Raw genomic sequence first — 20,006 nt, forward strand, 5'->3', positions numbered from 1 at the left:
CACCGGCACCTCACAACCTGCGAGCCAGCCAACCCCGGCCCTCGCAACCGAGTAGGAACAAAACCTGGGGTACTTCACCCAGCCCATGACGGTCTCCTCGACCCAGGTCAAGACCGCACACTGACCACCCCACCCCCCACCCGCCGGCCCCACCAGGGCCGGCGGGTTTATTCGTCCCGGATAAAGGGCCTCACGACCCTCGTCGGCTTCGAGGCGGATGCGAGCACTGCTGAGGAAGCGAAGAGCCGCATAGCGGGAACGCCTGCAGAGCGGCGCCGCTGGGACTTCCGCGGCGTGTTTGCCTCCATGGCCGCGAAGAATCTGCCAAGGTCGCAAGTCTGTACCAATACGCGCGCCAGGCGGTACCCGACGGGAGATCACGTGACCGACACTCGAAGCGCCCGCTACCGACGCGGTGCCCTCGCCTTGTCATCCGTCGCAGTAACGACGGCCATGTGGCTGGGTGCCGTACCGCCCGCTTTGGCCGATCCGTACGACGATGGCGACTCCCCTGAGATCGTCGATGACTCCGGCTCCTACGCCGAACCTGTCGAAGAACCGGCCCCGGTGGACCCAGGCGAGCCGGTCGACGAGGCTCCCGAACCGGAGGCACCGGCGCCCGTAGAGGAACCCGCACCCGAGGCGCCCGACGAACCGGGGCCGGCCGAAGCAACCGACGAACCGGGGCCGGCCGAAGCACCCGACGAGCCGGAACCGGGCGAGGCGCCGGGTGATCCGGGCGATCCGGGCGACCCGGACACGAACATCGCCGACCCGGCCATCGATGCCGACACCGCCGACCCCGACATCGCCGAGGTGTCGCAGGGGGACTTCGACGAGGCTCACGGCGCCGATGCGGTGGACGTCGAGTCGGAGTCCGCGTCGGAGACGGAGGTCACCGAACTCACCGAATCGCTGGAGTCGTTCACCAGCACCACAACCACCACCTCCACTACGTCCTCGACGTGGAGCAGCCCGGTGACGCAATGGAATTCGAGGTGGACCGGCTATGACCGCTGGTACCGGCCCGTCTTCACCAATCCGTACAAAACGCCGATGCAGATCATCTACCCGTACAACAACACCACCCGCGTCGTCGACGTCCCGCCAAGTGGTCGCGCCGTACTCACGGTGCCCAATCCCGGCGTGTACAGCTTCACGGCGGTGAACCGGGATCCCTCCGGCAAGCCGGTCACGGTGTCCACTGGAAGCTTTTCCGGTGGCGGCTATCAGCCGGCCCCCGGTCAGCCGCCCCCGCCAAAACCCAAGCCGCCGACGACCTTCAAGAACGTGCTCGTGCAGCTCAAGTACAAGGACGGAGAGTCGAAGCCGTTCCGGGTCAAGACGCTGGCCGATCTCGGCGATGATCCGTCGGTCGGTGGCCACCGCGTGCTACTCGACGAGGAGACCACCGCGTGGGGGCGCTGGACCAAGACCGGAGGCGGTGAGCGCTTGTTCGAGATCACCAGCACGCAGCAACTACCGGGACTGGTCGCGCCGTCACAAGGCCCCCTCCCCGGGTACCAGGTTCAGTTGACCAACAACGAAACTGCGGCGCCGGCCCAAGATAGGTGGGTGAAGCCGGTGGCCATCGGCGCGGCCATCGCCGGCGCGCTGGCGATCGGCGCGGTGGTGTACTTCCTCCTGTCAGGCCGTCGGCGCAAGCCGGCGCCGTAACGGCCGAACGCGTCGAAGGTCTCGATTCAGCGACATGACGGACACAACCGGGTATTACCGTGTCCCGTCACCGTGAAATGGCCTGACGGAACCGTAGATTCCTGAGTCACTATGACAAAGGCCTTGCACACGTTGGCAATCGCGGTCGCCCTACCGGCTATCGCATGCGTTGCACTCGCCGGGACGGCGTCCGCCGATCCTCCGCTGCTCAACGGGTCCTACACCGAAGTGGACGGCGACTCCATTCTGGTGTTGACCTTCGCGACCAGCTGCGGTCCTGCCGGTTGTACCGGCACGGTCGCGAGTAACCAGGGATGGCGCACACCTGCCACGTTCTCCGGCGGCCGCTGGAACTTCACCGTCTCCAAGCCCGGCGGTCTCACCTGCGAAGACGGCAGCTACGAACCGGCCGTGGTGTCGATGTCGGTCGATCCCACAACGCTCGGTGGCGTGCTCTCCTCGGACTCCAATTACGGCTGCGCGGGCGGCGTCGTGACTCAAAGCCCGTTCCAGCTGCGAAAAGTCGGCTGACCCACAGCTTGAAGTAGCTGCACGGCAAGCACTTTCACGCTGCCGTCCGGAGGGGCGGCGGGAATCGGCTCCCTTACTTCTTCATGGTGAACTGGTTGACGTCGATATAGCCGTCTCGAAAAGCCTTGGCACAGCCTGTGAGATACCGCATGTATCGCTGATAGACCTCTTCGGACTGGATCTCGACGGCTTCAGTGTGGTGCGCCTCAAGCGCCGTGGCCCAGTGGTCAAGGGTCCTGGCGTAGTGCAGTTGCAGCGATTGCCTGCGAGTCACGGTGAAGCCCATTTTCGCGGCGTGGAACTCCACCATTTCGATCGCGGGCAGCTGGCCGCCCGGGAATATCTCCCTGCCGATGAACTCGTTGAAGCTCGCCTGCTCGTCGGACAGCGACAGCCCGTGTTCGACGATCTGCTCAGCGGTCAACATGGTGATCGTGTGCAGCAGCATCACCCCGTCATCGGGCATGACGCGGTGGGCCATGGCGAAGAAGTCGTCGTAGCGGTCGTACCCGAAATGTTCGAAGGCCCCGATGGAGACGATCCTGTCGACGGGCTCGTCGAACTCCTCCCAACCGTGCAGCAACACCCGCGTGGTGCGCTCGGTGTCCAGTGCGTCGAACATATTCTGCACGTGCGCGGCCTGATGGGCCGACAACGTCAGGCCGACCACATTCACGTCGTACTTCTCGATGGCCCGACGCATCGTGCTCCCCCACCCGCAGCCGACGTCCAACAGCGTCATCCCCGGCCTCAGACCCAACTTGCCGAGGGACAGGTCCATTTTCGCGAGCTGTGCCTGCTCGAGTGGAATGTCGCGCTGGCGGTCGAAGTACGCGCAGCTGTAAGTCATGGTGGGATCGAGGAAGAGTCGAAAGAAGTCGTCGGACAGGTCGTAGTGGGCCTGCACCTCTTCGAAGTGCGGTGTGAGGTTCTCAGCCATAGCCGGTATCCGCCTCTCCGGGGGCGAGCTGGATTCGCTGGGGACTTCCCGGATGAAATCCAATGAAACTCCTGGACCAAGCTCAGCACAAGGTCCGTCATGCTTTGTTCACGCGTGCGCGTCAATTCCATGAATTCATCGGCACATTGGCGATAGTCTCGCCTCAGCCTCGCAGTGAGCGCCTCGAATTAGCCAAGGTTTCCTGCCGAGGCTGTCGAAGGAGGTGCCTGATGTCCGAACTCTCAAAACCTATTAGCCGATGCGCCGGTGCGGTGATTCTCGGATGCGCGCTCGCCGCGGTTCCCGTTGTCATTGCGCTGAGCGATGCGCCTGCACAGTCGGTCGGCGAACCGGCATGCAGCGGAAGTGAATCCATTGTCGATGGCACTCCGACGTGCGTTCCGGCGCCCACCGCCCCTGCCGCACCCGACGCCGCTCCGGCACCGGTTGACAGCCAACAGCCCGACGGCGGGCATCACTGACGTGACGATAGGCAGCGACACCCTTCAGCGCAGGTAGGTTTCGTCCCCGGTCGGGTAACCGCCGCCGCGGGTCGTGATGTGCACATGGTCGTAATGGCCGTAGCCGCCTCGCTGTGCGCCATCTGGCGTGTAGTAGACACCGCGCCAGATCGCATCCTGCAACCCGAAGCGCTTCGCGTTGCGCAGAACGTAGGAGACGATCTCGTCGCCGAGGGCGATCCCCTCGGCGCTGCCGGGATTGGGGATCATCACGTCGAGCGCCAGGCCGTTGGGATGCCATCTCAGCGAATCGGGTCGCACGCCACCGATATTGCTGATCTCGGGGAAGGCCTCGCTGATTGCCCGCGACGCCAGGATCGTCTTCACCTGCAGACCGCCCTCGGGTGCGATGCCGACCGGCAGAGATCGATCGACGGTGCGGTAGCGCGCCGCCGCAACCATGGCGTCGGGCGCAATGCCGGGACTGACGTGACCGATGGCGGCCGCGGGTGCTATCGGCGGGGCCGCAACGATCTCCAAACAGCACGGTTGGCTGTCGGCAACCTCTTCGACGACGGGCTTGCTCTCGGGCGCCGGACGAGCTTGAAGGTGGACGTCTCCCCCGACCGCGAAGAAGACGGCGGCCGGGCCGAGCACTGCGGCCACGCCCATTGGTGACGTGCGCCGCTTCTTGGCTACGGAGTGCCGACCCACGCAGGGTTGTATACCAAATCGTTACATTTGCCGCAATCCGGGACGATCCACTGGGCCGGCGCTCGACCAGGGTGGATCATCTCCAAGCGTGGCGGGACTGCTCGAAGAAAAGGTCATCATCATCGCCGGCCTCGGCGGCATCGGAAACGGGCTGGCGCGCAGGTTCACCGACGAGGGAGCCCGTCTGGTGCTCGGCGATATCAACGCTGAGCTGGTAAAACACGTCACCGACGAGATCGACCCGGCGGGAGAGCGGAGCCGCGGCACGCATCTCGACGGCTCCGATGAGCAGTCCGTCATCGCGGCGGTCGCACTGGCTGTCGACACCTTCGGTCGCCTCGACGGCATGCATGTGAACTTCACCAATGCCGCGGACGCCTATCTGCCCGGTGGGGTCGTCGAGCTTCCGCTCGAAGCGTTCGACGAGGTGATGCGCGTCAACACCCGCGGGTTCGTGATCTGCGCCAAGCACGCCATCCCCGCGATGGTCGACAGCGGCGGCGGTTCGCTCGTCTTCACCGCTTCCATCGACGCCTATAACGGCGCAGGCACCCGTGTGTCGTACGCCATGAGCAAGGCGGCCGAGTTGGCGCTGATGCGACACATCGCGCGTCGGTACGGACCCAAGGGCATCCGATGCAATGCGATCGCGCCCGGGTTGATCTGGCACTACAAGTTCGACGAGCAGCCGATGCCCGACGGCGTCGTCGAACAGGCCCGCGCACGGCAGATGATCAAGTCCCGGTTCGGGACGCCGAACGACGTCGCCGCATTAGCCGCGCTACTGCTCTCCGACGACGGCAGCTTCATCACCGCGCAGACGATCAGCGTCGACGGCGGTGTGACGTTCCGCCCGTAGATCCTCGGTTGTTCGGGGACGGACTGATTGGGTAATGCCACCTGCGGGCGGAGTAGCCTCAGAGCCTGATTCACCGCAAGAACGGGGACACGATATGGACCTCGTGCTCGGCCTGTCGATGACGTCCAGCACGGTTCGGTGGGTGCTCGTCGAAGGCACCACCGGCGAAGGAGCCACCGTCGACCGCGGATCGTTCGACCTCGACGCGGAGGTCGATCCCGACGATCTGCTCAACGTGGCGCTCGCCGATGTCGCCGACGGCTCGATCCACTCCATCGGTGTCACCTGGACCAACGAGGCCGAAGCCGTGGCGTCCGATGTGCTCGACGCACTTGCCGCCCGCGGATACGGCAACGCGATCGCGGTCTCCGAATTGGAAGCGGGCGATGTACTTGCGGCGGGCATCGCCGAGATCGCCGACTACGACGACGTCGCGGTGTGCATCGTGGAACCCGACGCCGCGGTGGTCGCGATGGTCGACCGCGACGGCGTGACCGTCGACCGCATCGCACGACCTCTTGACGGCGCGGACGTCGTCGAGCTTCCCAGCAGCGTGATCGCGATGCTCGAGCTCAACGAATGGCGGCCGCAGGCCATTTTCGTGGTCGGGTCGGCCCGTGATGTCGAGCTGATCACCTCCACGCTCGGCGACGTGACGGATTCCCCGGTGTACTCCGCCGCCGAAGCCGACCTGGCGTTGGCACGCGGAGCGGCGCTGGCGTCCGCGCGTGCGGTGAACAGGCTGGACGCCCCGGCGACCAAAGCACCGTCGCGGGTCGGGGCGTTGGCATCGGTTCTCGCCGCCGCCGTGGTGACGTTCGTGGTGTCGACCTCGACAGCAGTCGGCCTGACCCTGACGGGCGACAGCGCGTCCACGCGCCAGGACAGGCACGCCGCCGACGAGGAAGCCGTGGCCGTCGCGGACGAGGCGCCGCGGCCCATCGAGAACGAGATCCACAGCAAGAAGGTCACGACGCCCGCCGAAGCGAAGCCGGTCGTCGCGCAGACCATCGCGGTGGCCGCCCCTCCACCGCCGCCCGCCGCTCCCCCAGCCGAACCGGTCTACGAACCACCGGCCTACGTACCACCCGCCCCGGCGTACACCGCGCCCACCACGACGATCTCTTCCGCCACGGCGACCACCACGCCGATGACGACGACCTATCTGACCGTGCCGTTCGTGCCGGTGCCGATTCCGATCCAGGTGCCGCAGAACCCTTACCAGCCGGTGCCCTAGCCCCAGCTGTCGGATAATGCGGCGATGAACCGGTTACATTCCGTCGCGGCGGCCCTGATGATCACGGCGACGATGGCAGCGCCGTCGGCGGCCGCCACACCCGCAGAGGGCGACATCGAGCGCACCGACCTGGCGAAGGGCACGACGGATGCGCCCATCGCAATCGTCTCCGTGGGCCAGCCGACCACCCTCTACGTGCAGAACCTCGTGCTCGCACCGGAGTCGAGCAGCGGCTGGCACACCCACCCGGGCCCGGAGTACTCGGTGATCAACGGCGGCGAGGTGAGTCTGCAGACGGCCGGCGGCTGCGTACCTGCGGTCTTCGGCGCCGGGCAGGCCATCTTCGTCCCTGCCGGCGTCCCACATGTGGTGTCCAACAAGGGCTTTGAGCACGCAGAGGCGACGGTCACCTACACGTTGCCTGCCGACCGTGCGGTGCGGGACGACGCACCGGCCGCCTGCCCCTAGCGCCTAACGTCCGTACGTGTACTCCGGCTCGTGGAACCGGTTGATGATCGGGATCCGCTCGATGATGCGGTCGCGTAACCGCGGTTTCGGAGGCGGTACATAAGCAGGCGCAGGCGGCGGCGCTTCGGTGGTCACCGGCGGAGGGGGCGGGGCGTTGGTCAGCGTGACGGTCTCGACGGGAGGCGGCGGCGCCTCGGGTGCGGCCGGTTCGGGCGGCGGTGCCGACGGCGGCGGAACCGGCGCGGTCCGCGGCGCCTCAGTCACGCCGGTACTGCCGGTCGCGCTGGTCAGGGCGATCGCCACCCCGCCGACGGCGACCACCGCGATGGCCGCCGCAACGCCCATCACCACCCCCGGCAGCCGCTGCCAGATCCGGGGTTCGTCGATCGGCCCCGTCGTCGCGGCCACGTATTGCACGGGCGGCGGGCGCATCGGCCCGGAGTCATACGGGGTCTCGTAGGGACCCGAGCCGGTGTACGGCACGGGGTCGTCCGCCGCGTCGTCCTGCGACCAGGCCAGCGCGCCGACCGTCGATGTCCCCGGCGACTCGGTCTCCGTCGGCGGCACCGGCGCCAGACCCGTCGGGGCGTCCGCGGCAATCACGGGCGCCAAGCCGGTGCGCGCCTCGGCGGCCGAAGTGTACGCGCCGATCAACGCGGCACCCTTGGCGGCGTCGAGCCCCGGTTGCGCGGTGGCGAACACCGGCATGCCGGAGTGCTCGGCCAGCCGCCGCCGAATCAACGGCATGCCTGCGCCACCGCCGACCACGATCAGCGCGGCGACGTCTTTCCAGCCAATTCTGTTGCGCTGCAACGTGTCATCGATCGCGGCCAAGACACCTTCGAGCGGTGTCGCGACCAATGCCTCGAGCTCGTCTCGGGTCACCCGAACCGCCGAGTGATGGTTCGGCAACTGCACATCGACGTCGGTCGCTTCGTGCGTCGACAACCGTTCCTTGGCGTTGCGGCACTCTTCCCGCAGGAGCGACAGCGCCCCCACGGCGGCCGTGCTCGTGGGGTCGTCTCCGCCCGAAGGCAGCCCTGCCAGGACGTGGCTGAGCAGCGCCTGATCGACAAGGTCACCGGAGAACTCCGTATGACGAGTCGTCTCGTCGATCGGTTCGAACGCGTCGCCCGCATCGGCCAGCGTGATGCCGGTCGCGCCCCCGCCGAAGTCCACCAGTGCCACCACACCCTGTGTCGGGATTCCGAGATCGATCTGTAGCGCGGTCAGCGACGCTTTGGCATCCGAAACGAGTCGGGTGGTCCCGCCCGCGGCCCCGAAAACGGGATGGCCCCTCAGCGCGCTGCGCAGAGTCCGCAGGGTGGCCGGCCCCCAGTGCGCGGGGACGGCGAGCGTGACGTCGGACGGCGACGCACCGCTACCTTCGACGAGATCGGCGAGCGCGGCGACCAACAGCCGGTCGGCCGAGTGTGACGATCCGTCGGCGGCGACCAGTGGCACGTCGTCGCCGACCCGCTCGACGAATCCGGACATCAAGGTGCCGTCCGGCACGGTGAATACCGAACGACGGAGCACGGGCTGATCGGCTCGATTGTCGATGCGTACCGCGACCAAGTTCGTCGTCCCGATCGACAACCCCAACGGGTCGCTCATAACGGACCACACGATAGTCCCCCGACCTCCGGGAACCGGTCAGACACTCCGTGCGAACCCCGTTCGGCCGCCACGGTTTTGGGGTGAGCCAAACGGGTACCTGCAATGCCATGACATCTCTGTGGCTAGCAAACCGCGTCGAGCGGCCGGTACCGCCCGACCCGCTGGTCGAATCGGACCGGTCGGCCGACGTCGTCGTGGTCGGCGCAGGCATCACCGGCCTCATCACCGCGGTGCTCCTGGCGCGGGCCGGCAAGGATGTGTTGGTGCTCGAAGCACAACGCGTCGGGGCCGGCGCCACCGGTAACACCACCGCCAAAATCAGCCTGCTGCAGAGCACCAAACTGTCGAAGATCGTCTCCAAACACGGTGCCGGCACCGCCAAGCAGTACGTCGAGGGCAACCGCGAGGGCCTGGAGTGGCTGGTCCAGCACTGTGAGGCGCACGGGCTGTCGGTGCAACGCGAGGACGCCTACACCTATGCACAATCCGAGAAGGGTGTGTCCTCTGTGCGCCAGGAGCTCGAGGCGTGCGAGGCCGCGGGCCTGGATGTCGACTGGGTCGACGACGCCGACGTGCCGTTCCCGTTCCACGGTGCTGTCCGGTTGGCCGACCAGGCACAGTTCGACCCGATGCCGTTGCTCGACAGCCTGGTCGTTGAGCTCGACGAACGGGGCGGACGGCTGGCGCAAGGCGTTCGGGTGCAGAAGGTTTCGAACGAGGGCGACAAACTGGCCCTGAATATGCGCACCACCGCAGGTGACGAATTCGACGTGCACGCCAAGCAATGTGTCCTCGCGACGGGCATCCCCATCCTGGACCGTGGCGGCTTCTTCGCTCGCCTCAAACCGCAACGCTCCTACTGCATGGCCTACAAGGTGCCCGGCAACATCACACGGGGCATGTACATCTCGGCCGATTCGCCGACCAGGTCGCTGCGTTATGCGCCGACGCCGGACGGCGATCGGTTGATCGCCGGTGGGGCGGGGCATCCCGTCGGCCACGAGAAGAGCCCGGCCTCGTCGGTGCAGGAGCTCGACCAGTGGACGAAGCTGCACTTCCCCGGCGCGATGCAGACCCATTACTGGTCCGCACAGGACTACTCACCCATCGACGAATTGCCCTACGTGGGCCCGATCCTGCCCGGCAACGACAAGATCTTCGTGGCAACGGGTTTCGACAAGTGGGGTATGACCAACGGAACCGCTGCCGCACTGGCGCTGTCGAGCCGCATCCTCGGGGGCCGGATGGACTGGGCGCAGGCCTTCGACAGCTGGAGTCCGCACGAGTTGTCGGGCATCCCCAAGGCGATGCAGACCAACGCGCAAGTGGCGCTCTATCTGACGCGCGGGTGGATCACTCCGGTCACCAGGATCCTCAACCGCACCCCAGAGGAGGGCGGCGTGGTCAGCGGCCCGCCATGGGACCTGGAGGCGCGAAGCGTGGTCGACGGCCGCGAGTACCGCGTGTCGCCGGTGTGCCCACACCTTGGCGGCATCGTCAACTGGAACGATGCCGACGAATCGTGGGAGTGCCCGCTGCACGGCTCACGCTTCGCACCCGACGGAACCCTGCTCGAGGGGCCCGCAACCCGTAATCTCACTGCGGCGCAGTAGATATCGGCTTCTCCGGCAATAGGCGCCGAACAGCGATCGACCCGACGATACCGACCGCAATCAGCGCGATCGCGACGGTGTCGGACGTCGAGTCCGACACCCAGCCGACGATTCCGGTGACGGTGAGAAACGGTGGCAGCCAGTCGATGGCACCCGACCACGAGTTCGACTCTCCGGTCGCGTAGTCGGGATAGAACTCGGTGAACGACGCGGCGAAGACAAGTGCCCCGATGGGGATGATCCAAGCGGTCCAGAAGTTGTCGTTGTCACCCAGGACGGCATCACCGATCCCACCCGAGATCGCCGACACCACGAACGCTGCGGCCCATGCGCCGGTGATCGCGAAGTTGATACGCCGGAACGGTGCGGTGTCCCAATGCTCACGAGGTGTCGTGTCCTTCGCGTAGGCCATGGTGAAGGGGCGGCGCACGATCAGCGTGCCGACGGCGAATACCGCCAGCACGATGTTGCTGAGTTCGCCGGCCCACAGCTGTAGCCAGTCGATCACCCCATCCGGCGCGAGCAGCCCGAGCACGGCGAGCACACCGAAATAAGCGATGGTCAGCGCCTCGAGGGAATGGACCGGCACGCCGCGGCGCGTGCCGACCCACAGCGTCAGCAAGCTGAGGCCGAGCGCCGACGAGGCAGCCTCCTCGAACCGGCCGGGACCTGCCACGACCGCCATGAGGATCCACGGCGCCAGCCCCGCGAACGGAGAGCGGACGTAGGCGTCAAGAAATTTCATGAGCGGAATGTACGCGTTCCGGGGCGGTTGTGCTGCAATGTCGGGCATGGGTGACATCGACGAGATCCAGCAAGTGAAGTACCGCTACCTGCGCGCACTTGATACCAAACACTGGGACGAGTTCGCCGACACCCTCACCGAGGATGTGGTCGGCAAGTACGGCGAATCGATCGGCGAGGAGCATCACTTCACCAACCGCGACGAGTTGGTCACGTTCATGCGGAACTCCCTGGGCCCCGAGATCATCACCGAACATCGCGTCACCCATCCCGAGATCACCGTCGACGGCGACGAAGCGACGGGCACGTGGTACCTGCAGGACCGGGTGATCGCGCCGGACTTCAATTTCATGTTGATCGGTGCGGGTTTCTACCACGACCGGTACCGGCGCACGAGCGACGGGTGGCGGATCAGCGAGACAGGGTACGACCGCACTTACGACGCGTCGATGTCACTCGAGGCGCTGAACTTCAAGGTGAAACCCGGTCGTGCACTGAACATCTGACTCACTGGGCAATCGCGATCAGCGCCCCCGGCCGAAGCCACCGCATGATCTCGACCAGCTTGCCGTCGTCGATCGCCACGCATCCGGCCGTCGGCCCGCCGTCGGTGGCGTGCAGGAAGAACGCGCCTCCATTGCCAGGTACCCGCGCCTTGTTGACCCCCATGACGACCGCGTGCACATACTGAGGGATCTGGAGGTTCTCGGTGCCGCTGGCGGGGTCGGTGTCGAACGGGCACTGCGCCTTCTTGCAGACCTGCATGGTGTTGTAGGTCGGGCTCTTCATGTCACCGTCCCACCAGTGGTCCGGCCCGACCTGCACGTACGGCAGACCTCCGCCGGGGTTGGGTGCGGTGCCGAAGGCGAAGTCCAGCGTGAAAACGCCCATCGGCGTTTTCATTTCGCCGTCATGGCTCTGCGGAGTCAGGCCGTTGGCGCCGATCCAGGCCGGTATGCCCGCGGCGACCGGCTGCCAACCCGCACCGGTCCGCTGATAGACATCCATCTTGGCTTTCGAACCACCCACGCCGACAACGGAAATCACCTGGGTGGCCGAACCCACCGATTTCGCGAACCACGGCACCGTCTGCGCCCGGCCAAGGGGCGCCGCCGCAAGGGCCAGCAGGCTCACGCAGAACAGGGTCAGCAGTCGGCGCACCGACACATGCTAAGTCGCGGTGTCCCGCCCTTCGAGTAAGCCACGCAGCCACGACGACCATTTGTCGTGTTCTTTCTTTGCGATCGCGGCGGCGTCGTCGCCGTAGAGGAAGATGCTGGCCATGGCGCTCGTCTGCCCGGCCAGCGTGCAGGTGCCGAGAACCGCGACGCCTCGCCCGGGTTCGTCGATGCGCAATATCAGGTCACGAACGGTGTTGTCCTGGTGTACGCGTTGGACAACACCGGCGAGACGTGGCGCGTCGAGCGGAGATTCACGATGTTCGCCGACGTTCACGCCCGCGAGGTTCAGCGCCCCTGTGAGTTTCGTCCACGCCTGCGACTCGCCACCCGAATGAACCGACATGACCCGGACACTCGACGCTGGCACGCCCGCGAAATCCGAGAGGTAGATTTTGAGCACTTCGAAGGCGCCTGGCCAACCGGATTCGAAGCTCTCCATCTCGTCGTCCCAGTCGTCTCGATCGGTGAACAGGCTGTGCACCATCCGGACGACGCAGCGGTCCCCGGAGCGGCTGGTGACCGTCACTTCGGTGGCAAGCGGCGGCGCGTCGCCGCTCCAGTCGTGCTCCTCGTAAGCGAAGCGATGTGGAGGCTCCCAGGCGGTCACCTTCCCGCCCGAGGCCTCCGTACCGCAGCTCTCGTCGCCGAAGTCGAATCTGATGGCGCCGCCGACGTGTTCCTCGACCGTCGTCGGCGTGAACCAGGCACCCATGCCGGCGCCGGTGGCAATGGCATGCCAGACCTGCTCCGGCGTTCCGGGCACGAGCACTTCCAACGCTACCCGACGCATACCGGAATCGTCTCTGTACAAAACCATTTCAGTCCTCCTGCGGGGCGGGATAGGCGGCGACCAGCAACCGGTAGCCGCGCGCCCGCGGATCAGATACGTCGTGATAGCGCGCGACCAGCGAGGTGATCGCGTCGGAGAGCTCGCGGGTGAACTCCGCCCGGTCGGACGGTGAGCGGAAGTGGACCGCGGTGTCGATCGACAAGGTTGCCAGCCGCTTGTTCTTCTCACGTGCGACCGCCCAGAGCTCACCCACCTCCCGAACAGCGCGGGCGGCCAGGGCGATCAAGTAGCTGGCAGACAGACGGTCGTTGGTGCGGCCGGGGTCGGCGGCGACGGGTCCCATCGCGCCTGGCGACACGACGTAGGACGCGGCGGTCGCGACCAGCAAGCGCTCGCGCAGGCCACCCCACCGGCGTTCGCCGGCTTCGGCGACGAGCCGGTGCTCCTCGAGTGCGCGCAGGTGATAGTTCACCTTCTGCCTCGATATCCCGACCCGCGTGGCGAGCGCCGCCGCGGAGGCCGGTTCGGTGAGCTCGGCGAGCAGTCGGCCGCGGATCGGGTCCAGCGCACTGACCGCGGCCGCGGGATCGTCGATCACTTCCACGTCGAGCATGACGCCACGATGCGCTTGACAAGATTATTTGTCAATGGTCGTGGATACGTTGGGGAGATGGATGTTGCGCAGGTGGTCGGCCGACCCGCAGGTCTACGGCGAATCACTCACGGTCTCGGCGCGCTCGACCGAGAGATCTTCGAGGCGATCGCCGAGTCACCGACCCCGCTGCTCGACACCGTGATGCCGCCGCTGACCCGCGCGGCCGACCACTCCAAACTGTGGTTCGCGATCGCGGCTGCCCTGGCTGCCACGGGCAACCCGAGCGCGCGGCGTGGCGCGGTGCGCGGGGTGCTCACGCTCGCGGCGACGAGCTTGATCACCAACCAGGGCGCCAAGCGCATCCGGCGACGGCCGCGCCCGCTGTTCGATTCCGTCCCACTGGTGCGCCGCACGCGGCGTCGCCCCACGTCCAACTCGCTTCCGTCCGGGCACTCCGCCAGCGCCGCCGCCTTCGCGGTCGCTGTCGGACTGGAGAGCGCGTCGCTCGGGCTCCCCCTGGCGCTGCTGGCGGGGCTCGTCGGGTTGTCACGCGTCGCCGTCGGCGCGCATTACCCCGGGGACGTGATCGCCGGATTCGGCCTAGGCGCGGCGATCGCGGTGCTGGGCGGGCGGGTGGTGCCTCCAGCGGTGCCGACGAGGCTTCCGACAGCCGACCCGCTGCGCGTGGAGACCCCGCCACGTCCGGAGGGGGCCGGTGTGGTGCTGGTCGTCAATCCGGCATCGGGCAGCGGGACCGGGGCAGACATCGTCGAAGAGGTTCGAGATGCGTTGCCGCGCGCGGAGATAGTCGAGCTCTCCGATGACGATGACTTCGACGCCGCGTTGCGCTCGGCGGCTCAGCGCGCCGAGGTTCTGGCGATCGGCGGCGGAGATGGAACGGTGTCGTGCGCCGCGGCGGCCGCCATCGAGGCGGGCGTGCCGCTGGCGGTGTTCCCCGGGGGAACGTTCAACCACTTCGCGAAGGACATCGGTTGCGACACTGTGGGAAAGACCGTCGACGCGATCCGGCAAGGCAGCGTCGCGTGCGTCGACATGGTGTGTTTGAACGAGAAGCAGATGGTGGTCAACACCGCGAGTATCGGGGCGTATCCGGCGTTCGTGCGCACGCGAGAGAAGTACGAGCGCAAGATCGGCAAGCCGCTGGCCGGGCTCTACGCGATGTATCACACGTTGCGGCACGAGGATCCGGTCCGCATCCGTTACGACAACAAGACGTTGCAGACGTTTCTGTTCTTCCTCGGCAATTCGGCTTATCTGCCTTCAGGATTCGCGCCGTCGCGGCGGGACCGGATGGACGACGGGCTGATGGACGTCCGGATCCTCGAGACCGGTCACCGGTTCAGCAAGCTGCGCATCCTGGTCGACGTCGCGCTCGGCCGGCTGGTACGCAGCCCGTTCTATCACGAGATGCGAGTACCGGAGTTCGAGTTCACCGCAGTCGACGGTCCGACGCTGTTGGCGCACGACGGTGAGATCGGAACCGAGTGCGAAACCGCCAGCTTCAGTGTGCGATACCGGGCGCTTCCGGTGTTTCGTCCGCTTCCGTGATCGGCCGCGACGGCCGCACGAGCAGGAGGCACAGCACGAAATAGGCGTAGCCCAAAGCCCATCCGGCCAGGACGTCGGTCGGGTGGTGGACGTTGAGCACCACACGGCCGATGCCGATGAGGGTGACGATGGCGATGCCCGCGGCGATGAGCCAAGCGCGTGCGGCCGGACGCACGGCGGGCAGAGCGACGGTCAGCAGGGCGAAGACCGCGACGAGCACCCCGAGGGCGTGGCCGGAGGGAAACGATGTTCCCAGCGCGGTGACGAACGCGGTGTCCGGGCGGGGGCGGTCGGCGGCTCCCTTCGCGATCTCGGTGACGAGTCCGGCCAGTTCAACGGTGACGATCAGGAATATCGCGGTGCGAATCCGGCGGCGCACGAACGCGACGACGATGAGAGCAATGGTCACCACGCGGAACATGCCCGGCCCCAGAGCGAGGCAGAAAATATCCCATCCGAGCACCCATCCCGGATGGTCTGCGCCGATCGGGTAGAAGGCGTCGAGCGCTGCGAAATCGATGTCGGCCAACCACGTCCACTGCTGTGCGACACCGATCCACAGCAGGGCATACACCGTGAGCGCGGCCAGTGCCGATACCACCAGCCGCGGTGTGTGTGATGCCATCGTCCACCTCTACCACGTGGGTCATCGGGCCGTTAGGGTGGCTGCTCATGGCGGTGTTCCTGCGCAAGCTGTTCCGTATCGGCGGTCTACCCGACGATATGCGGGCCGAGGTGGAAACCGAGGGTGTGCTCTTCCTCGCCGAGTACATCGCGGTCACCCGACGCTTCAGCGGCAAGATCCCGGGACGGCGCGCGAAGGGGAACGTCACGAGTTACGCGGGATCGCTCGCCCTGACCAACCAGCGCGTCCTCGCCACGATGTCGACGGTGCCGAAACTGGCGGGCCGCACCATCGACCAGCGTTGGAACGGCCCGCAGTCCGGGACCGTCACCGCCGAGCTCGCCACCACCGGCATGCATCTCAACGTCGACATCGCTGCCGTCGATTCGCGCTTCAGCGGCGAACTTTCGATGCATTACAAGGTCTCCATTCCCGAGGACGTTCTCTTGCGCCTCCCCCGGCGATCGCTGTCCTTCGATGTCCCGCCGGAATACGTGTTCCGCGCCGTAGGAGTGCCGTACCACCCCTAGAGAGCCGTTCGGCTAGGCGTTCGTCGGTGATGGCTTTGTCGCGGGCTTGGGTGCGGGTTTGTTTGCGGCGCGGCATTTTCAGGGTGCGCGCCTCGTCGGTGGCGCAGATGGGGGAACAGCACTCGGCTGCGGGGGTGGGTGGTGTAGGTCTGGCCGTGTCGGGAGGTCCACTCGATTCGGCTGCCGGGGTATTGGGTATCGCGCCAGCCGGCGAAGGTCTTCAGCAGCTGGTGGCAGCGACTGGCGGAAGTAGCCCTCAGCGGTCCCGGTTTCAGCTGCACGAACGTGCGTAAGCGCGCTTCTTCGGGAACTACACTTCTGCAATCCTGATTTTCTTCGACCAGCCGGGCACCGGAGCATCCGATCCCGTCACGCCGGACGCGCTGCCGACCTTGGAGCAATGGGGCGACAGCATCACCGCGGTCCTCGACGACCTCGGAAGTGATGAAGCGGTCCTGCTGCCAGGCCCGGGTGCATTCCCGACAGCTGCGCTATTCGCGGCGACAATATCGGCAGGATCGCCGTACACATCGGATCGCGTGTGAGCGCACTGGCGGGACCGAACGAGGTGTTGGTGTCCAGCACGCTGCGCGACCTGGTGATCGGATCAGGGCTCGAGTTCGAGGACCGTGGTGCGCATCGACTCAAAGGCGTGCCCGGGGAATGGCGGCTGTCCGCAGTCGCATCCGCGTAAGAACGTTAGAACGGCGGCGGGTCGTCGTCGTCTGGTGGTCGCGGTCGGGACGGAAAATAGTCCTCACCACAGGCGGTTTCGGACCCCGCACCCTGTTTCCGCGCGTGTGCGCGTTGCTCTGCTTCGGCTTGCAGGACGGCCTCGTTGTGTTGGCGTTCGTCGGTGATGGCTTTGTCGCGGGCTTGGGTGCGGGTTTGTTTGCGGCGCGGCATTTTCAGGGTGCGCGCCTGGTCGGCGACGCTGTCGTGCTCGGTGTCGAGGGTGTGGTCGATGACCGCCGGTGCGGTGGGTCGGCACAGTTGGGGAAACAGCAGTCGGCTGCCGGGGTGGGTGGTGTAGGTCTGTCCTTCGCGTGAGGTCCACTCGATTCGGCCGTCGGGGTATTGCTTGTCGCGCCAGCCGGCGAAGGTTTTCAACAAGTGATGTTGGCGGCACAAACATTTGAGGTTGGCGGCCTGGGTGGGCCCGGCGGGATAGGCCACGGTGTGGTCGATATCGCAGTCGGTGGCCGCCACGTCACAGCCGGGGAACCGACACGTTATGTCGCGGCAGCGCACAAACCACGCCAACTTGGCTGAAGGGCGGTAGCGCGGTTCGGGGCCCGCCTGCCCGGGATGGATGACGGGTTGGAGGGTGGCGGTGGCGGCCAGCTTGCTGGCCAACAGTGGGGCCGGTATCAGGCCCTTGCCCATCAGGTAGCCCGGATCGGTCGCGGCCGGCCCGGCCGGCGGCTGCTCTTGGCTGCAGAGCACATGCCCGTCCAATTGAGCCGGGGTGTCATCGCCCAGCGACTCCTCGCGGGCGATCAGGTGGACGAGCACCGCGCTGGCGGTGGGCGCGGCCGCGTCGCAGTCAGCTCGCCCGCACGCGCAGGCCAGGCGGTCGGCGCCGTGGCCGATGGCGCCCAGGGCATCGGAGCGGCGTTGTTCGGCGGTGCGCGGATCGTGGGCACACACCGCGGCCGCCATGGCGTCCAGGCGTGTGTCGAGGGCGTCGGCGTCGGTGGCCAACAGCGTTCCTTCGATGGTGGCGGTGCCCGATCCGTCGCCTGGATCGTGGATATCGATATGGCGTCCACGCGCGGCGTATTCGGTGCGCCGGACCGCGGCGGGGTCATAGCGGTCCACGCAGATGTCGATGGCGGCGTGCAGCTTCTCAGTGGACAGGGTGCCCCACTGAGTGAGGTGGGTGGCTAGGTCGGTGTCGAGTTTGGCCAGGGCGCCCGCATCGCGCACCAAGCGGCTGCGATGGGCCACTGCGGCCACCGTGCGGTAGGTGATGGCCCCGGTGGCAAACACCTCGGCCACGCGCGGTAGGCGCCGGCGTAGGTCGTCGGCGAGCAGCAGCTGGTGCGAGGCCACCCCCAAAGACACGCCTTGGGCGGCGGCGACCTCGGCGGCCGCAATCGTCCAGTTGTCGATGCACCACTGTTCGCGATCGACGGCCCCGGCTTCGGTGATCAGGCGCTCGAGCACCTCGGCGGCCGCGGCCAGCCGGCGCGCGCAGGCGGCGTTTTCCACCCGCGCCCACGCCCCGATCGCACCCGCACTCCGGGCGCCATCGGCCGCTGCCATCAACTCATCGAACACATTTCGAAGCTATCGACCCGCACGTCACGCAAACAGCGGTCATGCCCCATCTGTGGATGAATCTCGACTTGGGGATAACCCGCCCATCGCCAACTGGACGCTTGTGGATAACGTGCCGATCGAGTCGAAGGCTTGCCCGATCGGCCCCCACACGTTGAAGTGGGGACGTCGACGACGAAAGGACGGGACGTGACAGACCGGCGCCGAGACAACGTGCTGATCGTTCACTGGCACGACCTCGGCCGCTATCTCGGTGCCTACGGCCACCAGGACGTGTCGAGTCCGCGTCTCGACGAATTCGCCGCCGAGAGCATTCTGTTCACCCGCGCGCACGCGACTGCGCCGCTCTGCTCCCCATCGCGGGGTTCCCTGTTCACGGGCCGCTACCCCCAGAGCAACGGTCTCGTCGGCCTTGCCCACCACGGCTGGGAATACCGCGCGGGTGTCCGTACGCTGCCGCAGATTCTGTCCGAATCCGGTTGGCACACCGCCTTGTTCGGTATGCAGCACGAAACCTCGTATCCGGCGAAGCTCGGTTTCGATGAGTACGACGTCTCGAACTCCTACTGTGAATACGTCGTCGAACAGGCGACACGATGGCTCACCGGCCCGCCCGAGAAGCCATTCCTGTTGACGGCGGGCTTCTTCGAGACGCATCGACCGTACCCGCGCGACCGGTACGAACCGGCCGATGCCACCGGCGTCGACGTCCCCGAGTATCTGCCCGACACTGCGGAGGTCCGGCAGGATCTCGCCGAGTTCTACGGGTCGATCACGGTGGCCGATGCCGCCGTCGGCCGTATGCTCGACACCCTTTCGGCGACCGGCCTCGACCGCACCACATGGGTGGTGTTCATGACCGACCACGGCCCAGCACTTCCCCGCGCCAAATCGACGCTGTACGACGCGGGCACCGGCATCGCGATGATGCTGCGTCCGCCGCGCGACGCGAACATCCAGCCGAAGGTCTACGACGAGTTGTTCAGCGGCGTGGACCTGCTTCCCACACTGCTCGAACTCCTCGGTGTCGAGGTACCCGCCGACGTCGAGGGACTCTCGCACAAGGCCGGTCTGCTGGCCTCCCCCGAGGCGCCCGTTCGCACCGAGGTGTACACCACGAAGACCTACCACGACTCGTTCGACCCGATCCGCGCGATCCGCACCAAGGAATACAGCTACATCGAGAATTACGCGGCGCGCCCGCTGCTCGATCTACCGTTGGATATCGCAGACAGTGCGCCCGGGCGCATCGTCGCGCCCCTCACCCGGTCGGAGCGACCGCAACGAGAACTCTACGACCTGCGCGCCGATCCCAACGAGTCGAACAACCTTCTTGGCCAGGACGGCTCGGCCGATGCGGAGTCGATCGCCGATGATCTCGCCCTGCTGCTCAACGACTGGCGGGTCAAGACCAACGATGTGATCCCGTCGGAGTTCGCAGGCACCCGGATATCGGAGCGCTATACCGAAACATATCTGCGTATCAAAGGTCAGCTGCCGAGCCGCTCCGCAATCGCGGCCGAACGCGGCGTCACTGACGAAGACAGCGACCAATAATTACGCTCAGCG

General features: G+C 66.6%; 19 protein-coding genes and 1 pseudogene. 11 read left to right on the forward strand and 9 right to left on the reverse strand.

The annotated features are described in order from the left end of the window. The first annotated feature begins 381 nt into the window (after positions 1–381). Both AU192_RS11030 and AU192_RS11035 read left to right on the forward strand, forming a co-directional pair. Positions 382–1,677 carry an ICP22 family protein gene (locus AU192_RS11030; RefSeq protein ID WP_064395997.1) on the forward strand — a complete coding sequence of 432 codons (1,296 nt, stop codon included), beginning with the start codon at positions 382–384 and terminating at the stop codon, positions 1,675–1,677. Positions 1,678–1,788: 111 nt separating this feature from the next. After that, positions 1,789–2,208 carry a hypothetical protein gene (locus tag AU192_RS11035; protein WP_064395999.1) on the forward strand — a complete coding sequence of 140 codons (420 nt, stop codon included), beginning with the start codon at positions 1,789–1,791 and terminating at the stop codon, positions 2,206–2,208. Between the two features lie 73 nt (positions 2,209–2,281). Here the strand turns inward: AU192_RS11035 and AU192_RS11040 are convergent, their stop codons facing one another. Together AU192_RS11040 and AU192_RS11045 are read right to left on the reverse strand one after the other, a co-directional pair. Beyond that, positions 2,282–3,148: a cyclopropane mycolic acid synthase family methyltransferase gene (locus tag AU192_RS11040; protein ID WP_064396001.1), complete on the reverse strand. Its 867-nt coding sequence runs from the start codon at positions 3,146–3,148 to the stop codon at positions 2,282–2,284. A gap of 506 nt (positions 3,149–3,654) precedes the next feature. Then, a complete protein-coding gene (locus AU192_RS11045) occupies positions 3,655–4,323 on the reverse strand; it encodes a VldE C-terminal domain-containing protein (RefSeq protein ID WP_207544931.1) in 669 nt (222 codons plus the stop codon). Positions 4,324–4,411: 88 nt separating this feature from the next. Here AU192_RS11045 and AU192_RS11050 point away from each other — a divergent pair, with 88 nt between their 5' ends. The 3 genes from AU192_RS11050 to AU192_RS11060 all read left to right on the forward strand — a co-directional run bounded on the left by AU192_RS11050 (position 4,412) and on the right by AU192_RS11060 (position 6,887). After that, a complete protein-coding gene (locus AU192_RS11050) occupies positions 4,412–5,182 on the forward strand; it encodes an SDR family NAD(P)-dependent oxidoreductase (RefSeq protein ID WP_064396005.1) in 771 nt (256 codons plus the stop codon). Positions 5,183–5,276: 94 nt separating this feature from the next. Beyond that, on the forward strand, positions 5,277–6,419 hold the full coding sequence (locus AU192_RS11055; protein ID WP_207544932.1) for a DUF7159 family protein: 1,143 nt from the start codon (positions 5,277–5,279) through the stop codon (positions 6,417–6,419). Between the two features lie 24 nt (positions 6,420–6,443). Then, a complete protein-coding gene (locus AU192_RS11060) occupies positions 6,444–6,887 on the forward strand; it encodes a cupin domain-containing protein (protein WP_064396007.1) in 444 nt (147 codons plus the stop codon). A 3-nt stretch (positions 6,888–6,890) separates the two neighbouring features. Here AU192_RS11060 and AU192_RS11065 read toward each other — a convergent pair whose 3' ends face one another. Continuing rightward, complete coding sequence (locus AU192_RS11065; protein WP_064396010.1) at positions 6,891–8,504, reverse strand: Hsp70 family protein; 1,614 nt, start codon at positions 8,502–8,504, stop codon at positions 6,891–6,893. 110 nt (positions 8,505–8,614) lie between these two features. Between AU192_RS11065 and AU192_RS11070 the strand changes: the two genes are divergently transcribed. After that, on the forward strand, positions 8,615–10,120 hold the full coding sequence (locus AU192_RS11070) for an FAD-dependent oxidoreductase (protein WP_064396011.1): 1,506 nt from the start codon (positions 8,615–8,617) through the stop codon (positions 10,118–10,120). Here AU192_RS11070 and AU192_RS11075 read toward each other — a convergent pair. Then, complete coding sequence (locus AU192_RS11075; protein WP_120275588.1) at positions 10,104–10,865, reverse strand: DUF3159 domain-containing protein; 762 nt, start codon at positions 10,863–10,865, stop codon at positions 10,104–10,106. The genes AU192_RS11070 and AU192_RS11075 overlap by 17 nt on opposite strands. A 46-nt stretch (positions 10,866–10,911) precedes the next feature. Between AU192_RS11075 and AU192_RS11080 the strand changes: the two genes are divergently transcribed. Continuing rightward, a complete protein-coding gene (locus AU192_RS11080; protein ID WP_064396012.1) occupies positions 10,912–11,370 on the forward strand; it encodes a nuclear transport factor 2 family protein in 459 nt (152 codons plus the stop codon). Between the two features lies 1 nt (position 11,371). Here the strand turns inward: AU192_RS11080 and AU192_RS11085 are convergent, their stop codons facing one another. The 3 genes from AU192_RS11085 to AU192_RS11095 are packed head-to-tail and all read right to left on the reverse strand — an operon-like array spanning position 11,372 to position 13,448. Beyond that, entirely contained in the window at positions 11,372–12,025 is a 654-nt protein-coding gene (locus AU192_RS11085) for a L,D-transpeptidase family protein (protein ID WP_064396109.1), read from the reverse strand. A gap of 9 nt (positions 12,026–12,034) precedes the next feature. Next, positions 12,035–12,862 (reverse strand): SRPBCC family protein, encoded by an 828-nt coding sequence (locus AU192_RS11090; RefSeq protein WP_207544933.1) that lies wholly within the window; start codon positions 12,860–12,862, stop codon positions 12,035–12,037. 1 nt (position 12,863) lies between these two features. Next, on the reverse strand, positions 12,864–13,448 hold the full coding sequence (locus tag AU192_RS11095; RefSeq protein WP_064396014.1) for an ArsR/SmtB family transcription factor: 585 nt from the start codon (positions 13,446–13,448) through the stop codon (positions 12,864–12,866). A gap of 57 nt (positions 13,449–13,505) precedes the next feature. On the opposite strand from AU192_RS11095, the gene AU192_RS11100 reads away from it, so the two are divergent. Further along, a complete protein-coding gene (locus tag AU192_RS11100) occupies positions 13,506–14,999 on the forward strand; it encodes a bifunctional phosphatase PAP2/diacylglycerol kinase family protein (RefSeq protein WP_064396015.1) in 1,494 nt (497 codons plus the stop codon). On the opposite strand, the gene AU192_RS11105 is transcribed toward AU192_RS11100, so the two are convergent. After that, positions 14,953–15,624 (reverse strand): phosphatase PAP2 family protein, encoded by a 672-nt coding sequence (locus AU192_RS11105; protein WP_064396017.1) that lies wholly within the window; start codon positions 15,622–15,624, stop codon positions 14,953–14,955. The genes AU192_RS11100 and AU192_RS11105 overlap by 47 nt on opposite strands. Positions 15,625–15,671: 47 nt before the next feature. Here AU192_RS11105 and AU192_RS11110 point away from each other — a divergent pair, with 47 nt between their 5' ends. Next, complete coding sequence (locus AU192_RS11110) at positions 15,672–16,154, forward strand: hypothetical protein (RefSeq protein ID WP_064396020.1); 483 nt, start codon at positions 15,672–15,674, stop codon at positions 16,152–16,154. A 487-nt stretch (positions 16,155–16,641) separates the two neighbouring features. After that, a pseudogene (locus tag AU192_RS26270) lies at positions 16,642–16,848 on the forward strand (adenylate/guanylate cyclase domain-containing protein); the annotation flags it as partial. Between the two features lie 5 nt (positions 16,849–16,853). Here the strand turns inward: AU192_RS26270 and AU192_RS11115 are convergent. Continuing rightward, positions 16,854–18,437, reverse strand: a complete 1,584-nt coding sequence (locus tag AU192_RS11115) for an HNH endonuclease signature motif containing protein (protein ID WP_064396023.1) — start codon at positions 18,435–18,437, stop codon at positions 16,854–16,856. Between the two features lie 189 nt (positions 18,438–18,626). Here AU192_RS11115 and AU192_RS11120 point away from each other — a divergent pair, with 189 nt between their 5' ends. Further along, the gene (locus AU192_RS11120; protein WP_064396025.1) at positions 18,627–19,994 is read left to right on the forward strand and encodes a sulfatase family protein; all 1,368 of its coding nucleotides are present in this window, start codon (positions 18,627–18,629) and stop codon (positions 19,992–19,994) included. Positions 19,995–20,006 lie beyond the last annotated feature (12 nt).

Source organism: Mycobacterium lehmannii, assembly GCF_001499925.1.
In the GTDB taxonomy this organism is placed as follows: domain Bacteria; phylum Actinomycetota; class Actinomycetes; order Mycobacteriales; family Mycobacteriaceae; genus Mycobacterium; species Mycobacterium lehmannii.